Annotated in this window: 16 protein-coding genes and 1 riboswitch; of the genes, 5 read left to right on the top strand and 11 right to left on the bottom strand. The window is 56.8% G+C overall.

The features are described from left to right. Positions 1 to 17 precede the first annotated feature (17 nt). Together thiH and RWV98_RS14840 are read right to left on the bottom strand one after the other, a co-directional pair. Entirely contained in the window at positions 18 to 1,205 is a 1,188-nt protein-coding gene (gene thiH / locus RWV98_RS14845; RefSeq protein ID WP_317861733.1) for a 2-iminoacetate synthase ThiH, read from the bottom strand. A gap of 3 nt (positions 1,206 to 1,208) precedes the next feature. Further along, positions 1,209 to 1,985 carry a thiazole synthase gene (locus RWV98_RS14840; RefSeq protein ID WP_317861731.1) on the bottom strand — a complete coding sequence of 259 codons (777 nt, stop codon included), beginning with the start codon at positions 1,983 to 1,985 and terminating at the stop codon, positions 1,209 to 1,211. Between the two features lie 92 nt (positions 1,986 to 2,077). On the opposite strand from RWV98_RS14840, the gene mscL reads away from it, so the two are divergent. Then, on the top strand, positions 2,078 to 2,482 hold the full coding sequence (gene mscL, locus RWV98_RS14835) for a large conductance mechanosensitive channel protein MscL (protein ID WP_280962615.1): 405 nt from the start codon (positions 2,078 to 2,080) through the stop codon (positions 2,480 to 2,482). Between the two features lie 42 nt (positions 2,483 to 2,524). On the opposite strand, the gene thiF is transcribed toward mscL, so the two are convergent. Beyond that, the gene (gene thiF, locus RWV98_RS14830; RefSeq protein ID WP_317861728.1) at positions 2,525 to 3,157 is read right to left on the bottom strand and encodes a sulfur carrier protein ThiS adenylyltransferase ThiF; all 633 of its coding nucleotides are present in this window, start codon (positions 3,155 to 3,157) and stop codon (positions 2,525 to 2,527) included. Then, entirely contained in the window at positions 3,157 to 3,351 is a 195-nt protein-coding gene (gene thiS, locus RWV98_RS14825) for a sulfur carrier protein ThiS (RefSeq protein WP_317861726.1), read from the bottom strand. The genes thiF and thiS overlap by 1 nt, the downstream gene beginning before the upstream one ends. Positions 3,352 to 3,430: 79 nt before the next feature. Continuing rightward, positions 3,431 to 3,533, bottom strand: a riboswitch (TPP riboswitch). Positions 3,534 to 3,623: 90 nt separating this feature from the next. Between thiS and dinB the strand changes: the two genes are divergently transcribed. Continuing rightward, positions 3,624 to 4,823, top strand: a complete 1,200-nt coding sequence (gene dinB / locus RWV98_RS14820; protein ID WP_317861724.1) for a DNA polymerase IV — start codon at positions 3,624 to 3,626, stop codon at positions 4,821 to 4,823. Positions 4,824 to 5,269: 446 nt separating this feature from the next. On the opposite strand, the gene pdxR is transcribed toward dinB, so the two are convergent. From pdxR to RWV98_RS14785, 7 genes are all read right to left on the bottom strand, one after another. Further along, entirely contained in the window at positions 5,270 to 6,670 is a 1,401-nt protein-coding gene (pdxR, locus tag RWV98_RS14815; protein ID WP_317861722.1) for a MocR-like pyridoxine biosynthesis transcription factor PdxR, read from the bottom strand. Between the two features lie 52 nt (positions 6,671 to 6,722). Further along, positions 6,723 to 7,667, bottom strand: a complete 945-nt coding sequence (locus RWV98_RS14810; protein WP_280962610.1) for an AEC family transporter — start codon at positions 7,665 to 7,667, stop codon at positions 6,723 to 6,725. Then, positions 7,660 to 8,109 carry a MarR family winged helix-turn-helix transcriptional regulator gene (locus RWV98_RS14805; RefSeq protein ID WP_280962609.1) on the bottom strand — a complete coding sequence of 150 codons (450 nt, stop codon included), beginning with the start codon at positions 8,107 to 8,109 and terminating at the stop codon, positions 7,660 to 7,662. Before RWV98_RS14805 ends, RWV98_RS14810 begins: the two co-directional genes overlap by 8 nt. A 355-nt stretch (positions 8,110 to 8,464) precedes the next feature. Continuing rightward, a complete protein-coding gene (locus tag RWV98_RS14800; protein WP_317861718.1) occupies positions 8,465 to 9,976 on the bottom strand; it encodes a recombinase family protein in 1,512 nt (503 codons plus the stop codon). A gap of 86 nt (positions 9,977 to 10,062) precedes the next feature. Next, positions 10,063 to 10,251, bottom strand: a complete 189-nt coding sequence (locus RWV98_RS14795; RefSeq protein WP_317861716.1) for a hypothetical protein — start codon at positions 10,249 to 10,251, stop codon at positions 10,063 to 10,065. A 43-nt stretch (positions 10,252 to 10,294) separates the two neighbouring features. After that, positions 10,295 to 11,245 (bottom strand): MobV family relaxase, encoded by a 951-nt coding sequence (mobV, locus tag RWV98_RS14790; RefSeq protein WP_317861714.1) that lies wholly within the window; start codon positions 11,243 to 11,245, stop codon positions 10,295 to 10,297. 120 nt (positions 11,246 to 11,365) lie between these two features. Further along, positions 11,366 to 11,767, bottom strand: coding sequence for a cysteine-rich VLP domain-containing protein (locus RWV98_RS14785; RefSeq protein WP_317861713.1), 402 nt, complete (start codon positions 11,765 to 11,767; stop codon positions 11,366 to 11,368). Positions 11,768 to 12,127: 360 nt separating this feature from the next. On the opposite strand from RWV98_RS14785, the gene RWV98_RS14780 reads away from it, so the two are divergent. The 3 genes from RWV98_RS14780 to RWV98_RS14770 all read left to right on the top strand — a co-directional run bounded on the left by RWV98_RS14780 (position 12,128) and on the right by RWV98_RS14770 (position 13,921). Then, the gene (locus RWV98_RS14780) at positions 12,128 to 12,538 is read left to right on the top strand and encodes a VOC family protein (RefSeq protein ID WP_317861711.1); all 411 of its coding nucleotides are present in this window, start codon (positions 12,128 to 12,130) and stop codon (positions 12,536 to 12,538) included. A 76-nt stretch (positions 12,539 to 12,614) separates the two neighbouring features. Beyond that, entirely contained in the window at positions 12,615 to 13,418 is an 804-nt protein-coding gene (locus RWV98_RS14775) for a helix-turn-helix domain-containing protein (RefSeq protein WP_317861709.1), read from the top strand. Positions 13,419 to 13,486: 68 nt separating this feature from the next. Then, a complete protein-coding gene (locus tag RWV98_RS14770; protein ID WP_317861707.1) occupies positions 13,487 to 13,921 on the top strand; it encodes a GNAT family N-acetyltransferase in 435 nt (144 codons plus the stop codon). Positions 13,922 to 14,602: the final 681 nt, after the last annotated feature.

The raw sequence follows: 14,602 nt of genomic DNA, 5'->3' as shown, positions 1-14,602 counted from the left end.
CTCCTTACTCGTTTTACTTATACATAAATGTAATCGGCCATGACGGGCTGCAGGCCGTGGCGCTCAATAGCGGCGTAAACCTCGTCGACCGTGCGGTTGTCCGATATCTCGAACTGCGCGTCGCCCTTGTCCGCGTTGTCCTCGCTGTGCTCGCCGATGCCGGTCGAAACGCCGGCGGATATCTTGGTCGCCGCAATGCCGATGATATGATCGCGGAACCCGGCGCGTTCGCGCGTGGAGATCGTGATGGAGGCAAAGGGCATGAAGACGCGGTAGGCGCAGATGACCTGCAAAAGCTGCGGCTCATGCACATCCTTGGGACCCACTTTATCGTTGTTGATGATGGGCCGCAGGCGCGGGCAGGAAAAGGCGATCTCGGCGTGCGGATACTTGCGTTGCAGCAAATAGGCGTGCAGGCCGGTGGCAAAGGCGTCCTTTCGGAAATCCGATAGGCCCAAAAGCGCCGCGAACCCCACGCCGCGCATGCCGCCCATGAGCGCGCGTTCCTGCGCGTTCAGCCGGTAGGGGAAAATGCGCTTGTGTCCGCCCAGATGGAGCGTGGAATACTTGTCCGCGTCGTAGGTCTCCTGAAAAACGGTGACATAGTCCACGCCGCACGCGTGTAAATGCGCGTACTCGTCCACATTGAGCGGATAGATCTCAACGCCGACCACGCGGAAGTATTTGCGCGCCAGACGGCAGGCCTCGCCGATGTAATCGACCGGCGACATGGAGCGGCTTTCGCCGGTAAGCAGCAGGATTTCCTGCAAGCCGGTTTGGGTGATCGCCTGCAATTCGCGTTCGATCTCATCCGTATCCAGCTTGGCGCGGCGGATCTTGTTATGGCAGTTGAAGCCGCAGTAAATGCAGTAGTTTTCACAGTAATTGGCGATATAGAGCGGGGTGAACATCTGCACCGAGGTACCGAAGTGCTTTCGCGTTTCCTGCTGCGCGCGGCGCGCGAGCTGCTCCAAAAACGGCGCGGCGGCGGGGGAGAGCAGGGCCGCGAAATCGTCCGGCGCGAGCACGTCCTTTGCAAGGGCGCGGGTCACATCCCGCGCGGTGAAACGGTCGAACTCCATGGCCTGCATGCGGGCGATCACTTCATCCTGCGTTTCACTGCCGATGTCGTCCATGCCCGGCTGGTATTGCATGTGGTCGGTCTCGGCGGTGATGTATTGGGCGTTTGTTACTGGGTCTAACATAGATCAGTCCTCCCCCTCGTCGCGCAGAAAGCCGGTCAGCGGAGAGGAAGCGGCGGCGGTATCCCGCACGCGGCCCAGCCCGGCAAGGTACGCGGCGCGCCCGGCTTCGATCGCCTGACGGAACGCGCCCGCCATCGCGGGCACGTCGCCCGCGGTCGCGATGGCGGTGTTCGCCATGACGGCAGCCGCGCCCAGTTCCATGGCCTCGCACGCCTGCGACGGGCGGCCGATGCCCGCGTCCACGATGATGGGCAGATCGATCTCGTCAATCAAGATTTTGATAAACTCGCGCGTTGCCAGTCCCTTGTTGGTGCCGATCGGCGCGGCCAGCGGCATGATGGACGCCGCGCCCGCGTTCACCAGATCGCGCGCCACGTTCAGATCGGGGTACATATACGGCATGACGATGAAGCCCTCGCCCGCCAAAATATCGGTCGCCCGAATGGTTTCTTGGTTATCGGGCAGCAGGTATTTGCTGTCGCGCATGATTTCGATCTTGACAAAGTCGCCGCACCCGCATTCGCGCGCCAACCGGGCGATGCGCACGGCCTCGTCCGCGTTGCGCGCGCCCGAGGTATTGGGCAGCAGGGTCACCCCCTCCGGGATATGGTCGAGGATATTGGCCGCGCCGCCCTCATTCACCCGGCGCAGGGCCAGCGTGATCATTTCCGCGCCGCCCGATTCGACCGCAGCGCGGATCAGCTCCAGCGAATACTTGCCTGAGCCAAGGATAAAACGGGAGCGGAACGCGTGTCCGCGCAGAATAAGCTCATCTTTCACGTAAAAAACACTCCTTTTGTCGATTATTGCATTGACAACCCCGGCGTGGGGCGTAAAATAATAGGTAGTAAATGAAATGGGGAGGAATTGTTTTGAAAAAGTTCATAGAGGAATTTAAAGCCTTTGCGCTGCGCGGCAATGTCATGGATATGGCGGTAGGCGTTATCATCGGCGGCGCGTTTTCCGGTATCGTTACTTCGCTGACCGATAATTTCATCACGCCGATCATCAGTCTGATTGGCGGAACGCGTTACAGCATGGAGCAGGTGACGGGTTTTGTCAGCAACTTCCTCGGTACAGTAGTTAACTTTCTAATCATGGCGTTCATCCTTTTCTGTATTCTGAAGGCGGTGAACAAGTTGACCCACTTGGGCCATAAAGAGGAAGCGCCCGCCGCGCCGACCACCAAGATCTGTCCGTTTTGCCTGAGTGAAATCCCGCTCGGCGCGACCAAATGCGCGCACTGCGCGTCCGAATTGCCGGTAGAGAGCGAATAAGAACCCGTATAGAAGGCGCTGCATTTCGCAGCGTCTTCTTTTTTACGGCTCGGTCTCGCCCAGCAGCAGGCGAAGCGCCGTCGTCGCCTGATGGGCGGCGCACAGCGCCACGCGCGGGGCCATCAGGCCAAGGCCGTCCGCGATATCGCTGGTTCCGTCGCCGCACACATATAAATGACCGAAGCGGCGTTCGGTGCGGATGACGTTCGGCGAGCCGTAGCCCGCCATACCGCTGGCCGATACTACCGGCGTATCCGGCAGGGCGGAGAGCAGGGTTTCGATCAGCATGGCCTTTTGGTCGGCACGATCAAAGGCTTCGCACACCACGTCGCAGCCGGTGAATAACCGCGCGGCGTTGGCGGGCACGATACGCTCGGTATACGTATCGTAATATAAATATGGATTGATTGCTTCTAGTTGTTCCTGTAAAGCCAAGGTCTTGGGGATGCCGATATCCTTCACCGTGTAGTACTGGCGGTTCAGGTTGGTGATATCGACCACGTCGTAATCGACCAGCGTGAGCCGCCCAACGCCCAACCGCGCCATGTGCGCCGCGATATGGGAGCCCAGCCCGCCCAGCCCCGCAATGCCGACGCAGGCCCGATCCAGCCTTTGCTGAACAACTTCGCCGTGCCGCTGGACGAGCGCGGCGTGCAGTTCTTCACGTGTGACCATCAGCCGCCTCCCACGAACTCAACGAGCTCTAAAACGTCGTCCTCGCCGAGCGCTTGGTCGGCAAAGCGCGCGCGGGGCACGATTTGGCCGTTGCGCTCCACCGCGACGCGCTTGGGGTCCAGTCCCAGCTGCATCAGGAGCGAATGCACGGTCATTTCCGCATTCAGCGGTATGGTTTTTCCGTTTACTTTCATTGGTCACGCCTCTTTTCGCAAGAAAAAATGCCCCGGTTTTACCATGCGGTAAAACCGGGGCATTCGATATCCCTAAGTATTTCTCGATGCGGCAGCTTCCCTACGATGGTTCTAACCAACAGGTTCAAAGGGTTAGGCTCTCGCCCTCTCAGCCGCTCATCACGGCACCCCTGCTTGCAAGTTTCAGTATAACGCCATGCGTGCGGCTTGTCAAGAAAAGAAAAATCCAGTATAATAATAGAAACAAATGTTCGCTGAAAGGAGGAGGGTGCATGGACCGGGCCATCTTGCATTGCGATTGCAACGCGTTTTACGCCTCAGTCGAAACGTTGCTCGATCCTTCGCTGGACGCGGGCCCCATGGCAGTATGCGGCGATCCGGAAAGCCGTCACGGCATCATCCTTGCCAAGAATGAAAAAGCCAAGCGCTTTGGCGTGACAACGGCGGAAACCATCTGGCAGGCCCGGCGAAAGTGCCCGGAGCTGAGGCTGATCCCGCCGCACCGGGACGAATACGTGCGCATTTCGCGCCAGTGCAACGAATTATATCTGGGCTATACCGATCTGGTTGATCCGTTCGGCATTGACGAATCGTTTCTGGACGTCACCGGCTCCTTGCATCTGTTCGGCACAGGCGAGCAGATCGCAAACGAGCTGCGGCGGCGTATGCGGGAAGAGATCGGGCTGACGATCTCGGTCGGCGTATCGTGGAACCGGGCCTATGCCAAGCTGGGCAGCGATTACAAAAAGCCGGACGCGACCACGGTGTTTTCCCGCGAAAACTATCAGAAGCTGGTCTGGAGCCTGCCGGTAAATACGCTGCTGTATGTCGGCAAGCGCGCGGCGGACCGCTTAAGCGCGATGGGCGTGCATACCATCGGCGATCTGGCCGCGTGCGACCGGGCGCTGGCCCACAGCGTGTTCGGCAAAATGGGCGATACACTGTGGCGTTATGCGCGGGGCGAGGACGATGAGCCCGTGCGTTCGTTTTACGAGGAACGCGAGGTCAAGTCCGTCGGCAACAGCATGACGTTTTCGCACAACCTGCTGGGCGAGACCGAGTGCCATTTCGGCATCACCGCGCTGTGCGACACCGTGGGCCGCCGCCTGCGCAGGCGCGGCCTGCGGTGCCAGACCGTGCAGCTCATCATCCGCGACCCGGATTTCCGCAACATCTCGCGGCAGGTGACGCTCGACCGGCCAACGGATTCCACCCGCATGCTGATTGACACCGCCATGTCGATCTGGCGCGCCCGCTGGAAGCCGGAAAAGCCGGTGCGCCTGCTTGCCGTGACCGCGATGAATCTGCTGCCCGCCGAGGCGGCTGGCGAGCAGCTGTCGCTGTTTGACGGCGCGGACGGACTGAAGAACGTGGACAAACAGCGCAGCTTAGACCGCGCCATGGACGCTCTGCGCGAGAAATTCGGCACGGACGCCGTGCAGTACGGCTCCGCGGTGAAGAAGAAAAAGTAGACGGGATACGGCGCCCGGCGAGAAAAGACGATGCGCCGCCCGGCGCGGGGGCAAAGGGGAAGGGAAAACCTTGGCGGTTTTCCCTTCCCCTTTGATCTCCATTCCTTTCCCTCGCTCTGTCCGGGGGAGTTGCTTGCCGACTTTTTGTTTTACAAAAATGTGTCGTGGTGCCGTTCCGGGTGCCTAGGGATTCAGTGGACGGGTGCCTTCGCTCCGCCGGACCGGCGTGATGGGCGCGCCCACATATACCGGTGCTTCGCTCCCGGCGCGCCGAGGGCGTCGCGCCCTACAATAAAGCGGCTGCCGCCGCCGTAAGCGGGAAAACCACTCACCGATGCTGTAGGGCGTGACGCCCTCTGTATACCATGTGGGCTATACAGTCACGCCGCTCCACAACACAGGCAGCCGTAGGGCCGCGTGACCTCACGCGGCCGGGTGCACGGCAGCTACCGCCAAGCTTTGGCCAGCAGCTTGACGGCGGCGGCGATCTCGGTTTCGGTCAGGCCGGCGTAGCCGAGGACGAGCGTGGCGCGCGGCGGACGGACGGGCGGCGTATAATAGCCGGACAGGCCGTATACGCGAACCCCGGTTTGAAGCGCGCGGGCGATGAGCGTTTGCTCATCCATGCCGTTTTTCACTTGCAGCAGAATATGCAGCCCGGCTTCCGCGCCCGATACCTCGAAGGGAATGGGGGAAAGCTCGCGCGTCAGCGCCGCGAGCAGCGCGTCGCGACGGGACTGGTACACCTTTCGGCTGCGGCTGATGTGCCGCTCGAACCCACCGGAACGCATGAATTCGGCCAGCGTGTGCTGCTCGAAGCTGGGCACGGTGGAGGAATAGAGCGAAAAGGTTTCGCGGTAGCGCGCCATCAGCGCTTCCGGCAGCACCAGATAGCCGATGCGCAGCGAGGGCGCGAGGCTTTTGGCAAAGGTGTTGACATAGATCACGCGCCCCGCGTGGTCCAGCTCGCCAAGCGCGGGGATCGGGCGGGAGGAATAGCGGAACTCGCTGTCGTAATCGTCCTCGATCAAATAGCGGTCGGGCGCGGCGGCGGCCCAGTGCAGCAGCTCGGTGCGCCGTCCGGCGGGCATGACCAGCCCAAGAGGAAAGTGGTGTGAGGGCGTGAGATAAACGGCGGAGGCGTCGCTTTGCCGCAGCGCGTCCACGCGCAGGCCGCTCTCGTCGAGCGGGAGCGGGCGCACCGCCGCGCCGTTCACCGCGAAAATCTGGTACAGCTTGCGGTAGCCAGGGTTTTCAAGCGCGTATACACGGTCGCGTCCCAGCAGTTCGATCATCAGATGGATCAGGTATTCCGAGCCCGCGCCGACTAAAATACGGTCGGCCGAAACGTCCAGCCCGCGAAAATCGTGCAAATACCGGCTGATCTGCTCGCGCAGCTCGCGTGCGCCGCCGGGGGCCGCCGCGCGCAAAAGGCGTTCCGAGTATTCGCTCAACACACTGCGGCTCAGTCTAGCCCAGATGCTGAACGGAAAACAGCCGGTATCGACGATATTGGTGCGGAAATCAAATTTTACCGCGTCCATAGGCGCGGTTACGGGCGCGGCCTGCGGCGCGGCGCCCGTCGGTTCGCGCACCGGCAGCGCGGCCAGCTTTTGCACAAAATAGCCGCGCCTTGGCTCGGAAACAAGGTAGCCCTCGGCCAAAAGCTGGCCGTAGGCGGTCTCCACCGTGATCTGGCTGACGCGCAGGTGCGCGGCGAATTGCCGCTTGGAGGGCAGCTTGTCCCCGGCGGCGAGCGTGCCGGACATGATATCCCCGCGCACCGCGCGGTAAAGCTGCTCATAAAGCGGCGTTTGGCTTTTGGGATCGAGATGATAGGTGAGCATGGGAAAGCCCCCTTTTGAAATAAAACGCGCCGCAGGGTCGCCCGTACGGCTGCTAAATATAGCCCAGCGTGCGCAGGATGAACAGTGTAGCGGTCAGCGTAACGGCGGAAAGCGCGGTGGACAGCACGATGATGGACGAGGACAGCACATGATCGCCGCCCATATTTTTGGCCATGACATAGCCGGTGACCGTGCTCGGCGCGCCGTACAGAATGACGAGCGCGACCATGGCCTGCTCGCGAAAGCCCATATACGCCGCGACGGGCAGAAACAGGATGGGCAGCGCGATCAGCTTGATGAACACGGCGGCGCAGGTGGGGCCCAGCTTTTTCAGCGCCTTAGCGCCCTCGAAACCCGCGCCGATGCTGAGCAAGGCCAGCGGCGTCGCGCAGCCCGCCAGCATGTCGAGCGGTTTGGACAGCATGGGCGGAAAGTCCACCTGCAATAGAGAAAAGGGCAGGCCGGCCAGAATGCCCAGAATGATTGGGTTGGTCACGATGCCGCCGAGCGTGCGGGCGACAACGCCGTGGTGCTGTTCGCCGCGCGGCGCGGTGACGGTGAGCACCGTGACGGAATAGATATTATAAAGCGGCACGGTCGCGACGATCATCAGCGGCACCAGCCCCGCGTCCCCGTACAGGTTTTGCACAAAGGCAACGCCAAGCACCGCCTGTGATCCGCGAAACGCGCCCTGCGTGAACGCGCCGACCATGCTTTTATCCCGCAGGCCCTTCGCGGCGATTAGCCATATGGCGAAAAAATAAAGCGTGGTGGTACCGGCGCAGAAAAAGAAGAATCTCGCGTCGAACTGCTCCGTGATGCGGCCGGTCGCAATATCGCGGAACAGCAGGATCGGCAGCAGCACCTTGAATACCAGCCGGTCCAGCTCGCCAAGCGTTATGGGCGTAAAAAAATGTCGGCCGCGCAGCAGGCGGCCGAGCAGGATGATAGCGAAGATCGGCACAGTCGCGTTCAGGCAAAACAGCAGATCAGCCATGGCTTTGTTCCTCCGTAAGGAAAAATTCCATCAGCTTTTCAAGGCTCTGGCCGAGCACGGCAGCCTCGCCCGGCGTCAGCGTTTCCATGACGGCGTCGATCATACGGGCGTGAAAATCCTTATGGTATTCGTACGCGGCGCGGCCCTTGGCGGTCAGCGTGACGTTTACGACGCGGCGGTCGGTCTTGTCGCGCGTGCGCTGCACCAGATCTTTGGCGGAAAGCTTGTCGCAGGCGACGGTAAGGGTGGCGAGGGTCACGCCGATCGACTTTGCCACGTCGCTCATACGGGCAGGCTCAAGGTCGCCAATTTTCTCAATGATATGGATCTCGGTCACGGAGATGGAGCTGCCAAAGCCCTCTGCCATTGCGCGTTCTTCTATTTTATTGACGCGTCCGAATACGTCCACCAGAAAGGAATTGATCTGCTCCGAGCCAGCCATGCGGGTCCACCACCTCAAATTTAATTAATCTAACTAAATATTAGCACAGCCCACCGTGAAATGCAAATGAAAGAATAAAAAACGGCCTGCTGTTCCCCTTCGGAAACAGCGGGCCGTTTTGATTAGTGCTTTAGCGGTGGCGTATTTGCAGAGCAAATACGGTAAGAACCGCCCGCAATGCGGGTGGGATTCAAGTTTAAACAAAAAAGGACTTCCAAACTGATAAAATGGTGAGTGTTCAAGCCACCAAAGAAACAGAAAGGAAGACCTTTATGGCAAACAGTTTAGCACATACAAAAGTACAGTTTACAAGGGACTACACAGGGTAACGGTCTGGCGGGCATTGTCGCGCCCGTCAGATTTTCCATGTAATGTTCAGCTTGTCGCTGGTGGCGGCAATCGTGGTAATCAGCAAATCCACCACCCGCCGCTTGTCGTCAAAGGATACGCTGTCCCATGTGTCCAGATAGCCGGAAACCTGCTTGACCTGTTCCGGGCTGATGGTGTCCACGGTCAGTTCGGCTATCTTCTTCACAAGCTCCTGCTTGCGGTTGTCCAGCTCGGCTATCTTCACATTCACATAGGAGAGCAGGACATTGTTCGCCCCGGTCAGACTGTCCACCAGCTTTTCAATCTCACTGTCCACGCGGACAAGCTCCACTTGCAGGGCGGCGATTTTCGGGTTGGCCTTTTCCGCTTTCTTCCGGCCCGTCAGCGTCTTGTAGCCCTCCAGCTTCTTCACCATCTGCTGATAAACCACGGCTTCCAGTTCAGCGGTATAGATTTTCCCACAGCCGACACAGCTTTTATTATCCAGCCGTTTTGTGCAGCGTAGATACTGCTTGCCCACCCGGTTGACGATACTCATAAGGGCATAGCCGCAGTTGCCGCACTTGATTTTTCCCGCCAACCAAGTATGGGTTGCTTTCCGGGCTGACTGGATTTTCATGTTGTTCATCAGCTTCCGGCGGCACGCCAGCCATACGTCAGAGGGGACAATCCCCTCATGGGGCGCAAGCACCAACATTTGGTCTTTGAGATTGTGGAGTTTGTCGGGCTTCACGTCCCGGCCTTGATACAGATAGCACCCGTTCATGCCGGAGAAGTCCCCTGCGTCATTGACAATGGCCGTCCCTTGACTTTTGAAAAACTCGTATACGTCAAGGTCGGCTTGTACATAGACCGGATTCCGTAACATCTGCGCCAGCGTGGGGCGTATCAGTTCTTTACCGTAGAATAAAATCCCCTGTTCGGCAAAGTACCGGGTAATGTCCCCGTAAGAGGTTTTGGGCTCCGCGTACATCTCGAACATCAGCCGGATATGGGCCGCTTCCTCCGGGTTTACCACCAGCTTCTTTGTGTGGATCCCCTCCATCACAATCGGCTCCGTGTGAAAGCCGTAGGGCGGTTTGCCGCCCATCTTGAAGCCCCGCTGACTGCGGGAGTAGTAGGCGTCCGTGACACGCTTCTGTATCGTTTCCCGTTCCAGTTGGGCGAACACGATACAGATATTCAACATGGCCCGGCCCATCGGCGTGGACGTGTCGAATTTCTCCGTGGACGATACAAATTCCACATCATACTGCTGGAACAGCTCCATCATGTTGGAGAAGTCCAGAATGGAACGGCTGATACGGTCGAGCTTGTAGACAACGACCTTTGCAATCAGCCCTTTTTGTATGTCCCGTATCAGCTCTTGAAAGTGGGGGCGGTCTGTATTCTTGCCGCTGTATCCCTTGTCCGTGTATTCCCTGCAACTGCCACCTTTCAATTCGTATTTGCAAAATTCAATCTGGCTTTCAATGGAAATGCTGTCTTTCTTGTCCACCGATTGTCTTGCATAAACCGCGTCTATTCGATTGTTCATAAGTCGCTCCTTTTCTTAAAAAAGAAACGGAGCTGCTGACAGTTCTATTATACCGCCAGCAGCCCCGAAAATCAATGTTGTGGAATCTACTTCCCGGCTTCCTCCGCCTGCCGTTTGTCGGCGTATTTGCGGAACACGTCATAGAGCTGTTGTTCCAGCTCCCGGCGCTTCGCCGCTTCCTGTTCCGGCGTGAAAACCGGCGTCAGATTTTCCACCGTGATTTCTTTCCCTTGAAAGGTAACAACTTCGGTTTTTTTATGATAGCTTTGCTCCATAGGCCCTCCTGTTTGATATGAAATTTTCAATGTGCATAGTTACTCAAAGTTCCTTGTTATGGGCTGGCCCTCTCTGCTCCCGGCGCACCTGTTCCAGCACTTCCGGGGGAACACGGTCAAGAAGCCGCTGGATATTGTGCAAGTCGCTTTCCAGCTTCGCCCGCTCCATGGTGTCTTTCAGCTTGCCCTTTTCGCTGGCCTTTGCCCGCGCTTCCAGCTTCCTGTTTTCTTCCAGCAGGTCATTGATTGTGACCTTGTACTTTTTGAGCTGGCCGGAGAAGTCCTCCATCTGAGGGAACCATTTTTTCAGCAGGGCGAGGGCTTCCTCTTTTTTCTTCCCGGCGTTCAGCGGGCCGATACCGTCTAACGCCTTTTCAATGGCCGCCGCCTGTTTCGAGAGTGACACGGCCTGTTTGAATAGCCGTGTGGGGATATGCTTCCGTCCTGTCTTGCTGGCGCTCTCCCCGCGCTCCAAGTCCGGGAACGCCTTAACCATGTGGGCGTGAAAATCGTCCTGCCATTTGGAAAGGCTGGCCCGGTTTCCTAAAATCTCTTTGGCGCACAGGCGGTTGTCCTCAGTCAGCGGAACGAAAGTCAAATGCAGGTGGGGCGTTTTCTCGTCCATGTGGACCACTGCCGACACTATATTCTCCCGGCCTACCCGCTGGATAAGGAAATCAGCCGCCCGCTGGAAAAACGCTTCCGTCTGCTCCCGTGTCTTTCCCTTGAAAAACTCCGGGCTGGCGGTGATGAGCGTATCGACAAACCGGGTACTGTCTTTTCTTGTCCTGCACCCGGCCTGTTCAATGCGGCTCTGGATAAAGTGATAATAGCGGCCCTCCGGCTTGACGATATGGAAATTGTATTTGCTCTTTGCCATGTCAATGTCGGGGTTGCTGGCGTACTTTTCTTTCTGTCTTTCGTGATGGGCTTCCAGCGGCCTTGCCGGATTGCCCTTGTGCTTCTCAAACCTTAAAATCGTGTATTGCGGCAATCTATCAATCCTCCCTCCCGCGGACGGTTAGAAGCAGATTTTCGGGGGTAGGCGGTAAACAATACCGCCTGCCCTCGAATACTACCCGCAAAGCCTTGTGGAATGGGACTTTCCAAGGCCCTATTTGTCCGTATTGCCCCGCCGTTTTCTGTCACTGGCGTTCTTCTGCCGTCGATGTACCCTTGCGGCACAGGCTTCACAGTATTTCGCCCGGTTGGAGCCGGGGACGAAAGCTGTCCCGCACTCTGCGCACCGCTTCACGCTGCCGGAACGAAAAATCTCCGCTTCCAGCGCCTTGTCCAGTGGCAGCACAGCCCGCCGGAACCAGGTACAGCAGACGGAATAAGAAATTGTCTGCGGGCAGGTGCAGGTGTCCCCATCGTCCAGCAACAGGCAGTTGCCGTTCTCATAGTTACAGCAGGTATTCCGTATGAGCGCGTTAGCCCGCTTCCTCTGCGCCGCCGTCATGCGGGGCAGGGAGCCGCCCGGCCCGCGTTCGATTGGTTGTAGTTTCTCTCTCATGCAGTCCTCCGTTTTCGCTTTATTGCCGTTTTCCCGAAAGCCGTTCCTGCCCCCTCCCGGCGGCGTGTCCCGGCGTTGGTACGCTGGCCGCAGTTTCGGGACAACTTGGCCCGAAGTGACTTCTGGACATTTTGTCCAGAAGCGGCGTCATAGCGGTACTTCCCCTGCCGGTGGTATCTCTTTCGGACGGTCATTCACTTGTGCTTGTCCATCGATGAACTAACACAAGTCTACACTTTTTTGACCGCCCGTCCCGTATATCCAAGAGGTTGGAAATCCCGCTGGAAAACGCACTATTTCCACACTCTCGGAAATATGGTAAAATAAAAATACAGAACGATAAATGAGGAGATGGTGATATTGAACGGACGAGATGTACGGGTAGGAGCGAGCCTGTTAGTAGGCGACATGGACAATATGGTTCGGTTCTACAGAGATACTTTGGGTTTTCATACGAAGTGGAACGGTGGAGATTTTGCAGAATTTGAGACAGCTAGTGGCGCACTGTCCCTGTTCATGTACAGCAGAAAAGAGTTTGTAAAGGCAATCGGGGAAGGCTACATTCCTCCAAAGGGAATCAATCAGACGTTTGAAATTGCTCTCTGGTTGCCCAGCTTTGCCGATGTGGATACGGAATATGAGCGATTATCGAAGTTGGGCTTACGATTTCCCACAGGAGAACCCATCACTTATCCTTTCGGCATCCGCAACTTTTATGTTGCCGATCCAGAAGGCAACTTGCTTGAAATCGGCAGCACGAACGAAACGTAATAAAAATACGGTCTTTTATTGATAAGGCACACTTTCAATTTCTTATTCATTATTGAGTTAGCTAGGAGGGGATAGCATGGCTTTGACAATACAGGAACGCCTAAAAGACCTACGTGTGGAGCGCGGCCTGACGCTGGAACAGCTTGCAGAGCAAACACACCTCTCAAAGTCTGCGCTGGGCAGTTATGAAGCGGACGATTTTAAGGACATCAGCCACTATGCCCTTATCAAGCTGGCGAAGTTTTACGGCGTGACCGCCGATTATCTGTTGGGGTTGACCGAAATGAAAAATCACTCAAACGCCGATCTTGCAGACCTGCGTTTGAGTGACGAAATGATAGACCTGCTGAAAAGCGGGTGTATCGACACCGCCCTGCTTTGTGAATTGGCGGTACACCCGGATTTTGTGAAGCTGCTGGCCGATATACAGATTTATGTGGAGGGTATCGCCGCCACACAGATACAGAACCTAAACGCTTGGGTAGACGTGGCGAGGGCTGAAATCATGGAGAAGTACCAGCCGGGAGAGCATGACAAAACCGCCGGTGTGCTGCAAGCCGCCCATGTGCGGGAGGGCGACTATTTCAGCAGCCGGGTACATTACGATATTGACGCTATCATGGAGGACATACGGCAAGCCCACAGGGGCAGGAGCGACAGCGCCCCGGAGAATACCATTGTGGATGAACTCAAGCGGGACTTGGAGGAAGTGGCGAATTTCAAGGGCAGCCGGGCGGAACAACTGTTGATGGTATTTTGTAAGCAGACAAAGCTACGCTACAACAAGCTGACAGAGGAAGAAAAACAATGGCTGACACGGATTATCCAAAAATCCGAACTGGCAAAAAGCTATGTGCCGCAACGGGGTAAAAGAAAATAACAAGTACGCCTTAGGCGGAAAAGGCGTATTGGGCATAAGTGCTTTGCCTGAGGATAGGAGGCATGAAAATGAAAGTTCGCAAAATAGTGGATAATGAAATTGAAATGGCATTGGCGTTGGTATGGGAAATATTTGGGGAATATGTGGCTCCCGATTATAGCGAACAAGGAGCTAAAGAGTTTTACAAAAGTATTCATGAGCCAGAGTGGATAAGTACACTGCAAGTATATGGGGCTTTTGATGAGGATAAATTGGCGGGGGTGCTTGCCACTTGCAATAATGGGAAGCACATCGCATTGTTTTTTGTAAAAGGAGCTTATCACAAAAGGGGCATTGGGAGAACACTCTTTGAGCACTTTTTGAAAGAGTGTCCTGCCGATGTCATTACAGTAAATTCGTCACCGTATGCAGTTCCCGTTTATCACAAACTGGGTTTTATAGATACAGATAAAGAACAAACTTCAAACGGAATTAGATATATTCCGATGAAAAGAAATTTATAAAATAGGCGATTGATAAAATTGTGGTAACTGTTTTCAGTTCGCCTTTTTGGATAAAGGCGTACTTGCATAGCTGGGGAGATAGCATAGCCAGCCGAGCCAGTCAACGGTCAAGATGAACGGCGCTTACAGCGCCGCCGTTGACAGCCTCGACAGCCTTTGCTACTAGGTAATCAAGGCGGGAAAGCCCTAAAATGGCTTTCCCGCCCATTCCAATTTTGAGAGAACGAATAGCCCCAAAATAGTTTTGGCGGCGGGCAAGCACAGTTGGGATTGCCCGCCTTGTCTACCCATTCAGCGGGACAGGCGGCGACGGTCAAGGCCGGGCGTAAGCCTGTTCATTTCAGCCTTGACGGTTGCCCTCTGTCCTGCTATTTTGGGGGAGTGTGGCCACGGCTTCGGGCCAACTTGGCCCGAAGTTCGGACGGTGGACGATAGACGGGAGTTCCATATACGCTCTGTCTGCTGACGAACACGGGCGGAGTTTGCAGCTATCCAGCCCCGCCCGTGTTCCTGCCGTTTCAAGTGTCCTTGCCGTCCCCGGCGGCAACGACACTCGAAGCGGCAACGCCGACAGAGCGTATAACACACTACACCTTGCAAGCAAGGTCGTGTGCCAAAAGGGGCGCTGCCCCCTTTGGATTCCCCCACAACAAACAAGCGGTATGCCCCTTATCGGGGGCA

This window comes from Agathobaculum sp. NTUH-O15-33 (assembly GCF_033193315.1).
Lineage (GTDB): Bacteria > Bacillota > Clostridia > Oscillospirales > Butyricicoccaceae > Agathobaculum > Agathobaculum faecihominis_A.
The sequence above is the reverse complement of the archived record's forward strand: the minus strand, read 5'-3'. Positions and strand labels throughout refer to the sequence as shown.

Bases quoted from the DNA above. Each gene is read 5' to 3' on its own strand.
- thiS (WP_317861726.1), bottom strand. From the start codon at position 3,351: ATGAAAGTAAACGGAAAAACCATACCGCTGAATGCGGAAATGACCGTG.
- RWV98_RS14810 (WP_280962610.1), bottom strand. From the start codon at position 7,667: ATGGCTGATCTGCTGTTTTGCCTGAACGCGACTGTGCCGATCTTCGCT.
- RWV98_RS14770 (WP_317861707.1), top strand. From the start codon at position 13,487: ATGAAAGTTCGCAAAATAGTGGATAATGAAATTGAAATGGCATTGGCG.
- thiH (WP_317861733.1), bottom strand. From the start codon at position 1,205: ATGTTAGACCCAGTAACAAACGCCCAATACATCACCGCCGAGACCGAC.
- RWV98_RS14800 (WP_317861718.1), bottom strand. From the start codon at position 9,976: ATGAACAATCGAATAGACGCGGTTTATGCAAGACAATCGGTGGACAAG.
- RWV98_RS14795 (WP_317861716.1), bottom strand. From the start codon at position 10,251: ATGGAGCAAAGCTATCATAAAAAAACCGAAGTTGTTACCTTTCAAGGG.
- RWV98_RS14805 (WP_280962609.1), bottom strand. From the start codon at position 8,109: ATGGCTGGCTCGGAGCAGATCAATTCCTTTCTGGTGGACGTATTCGGA.
- RWV98_RS14785 (WP_317861713.1), bottom strand. From the start codon at position 11,767: ATGAGAGAGAAACTACAACCAATCGAACGCGGGCCGGGCGGCTCCCTG.
- pdxR (WP_317861722.1), bottom strand. From the start codon at position 6,670: ATGCTCACCTATCATCTCGATCCCAAAAGCCAAACGCCGCTTTATGAG.
- thiF (WP_317861728.1), bottom strand. From the start codon at position 3,157: ATGGTCACACGTGAAGAACTGCACGCCGCGCTCGTCCAGCGGCACGGC.
- dinB (WP_317861724.1), top strand. From the start codon at position 3,624: ATGGACCGGGCCATCTTGCATTGCGATTGCAACGCGTTTTACGCCTCA.
- RWV98_RS14775 (WP_317861709.1), top strand. From the start codon at position 12,615: ATGGCTTTGACAATACAGGAACGCCTAAAAGACCTACGTGTGGAGCGC.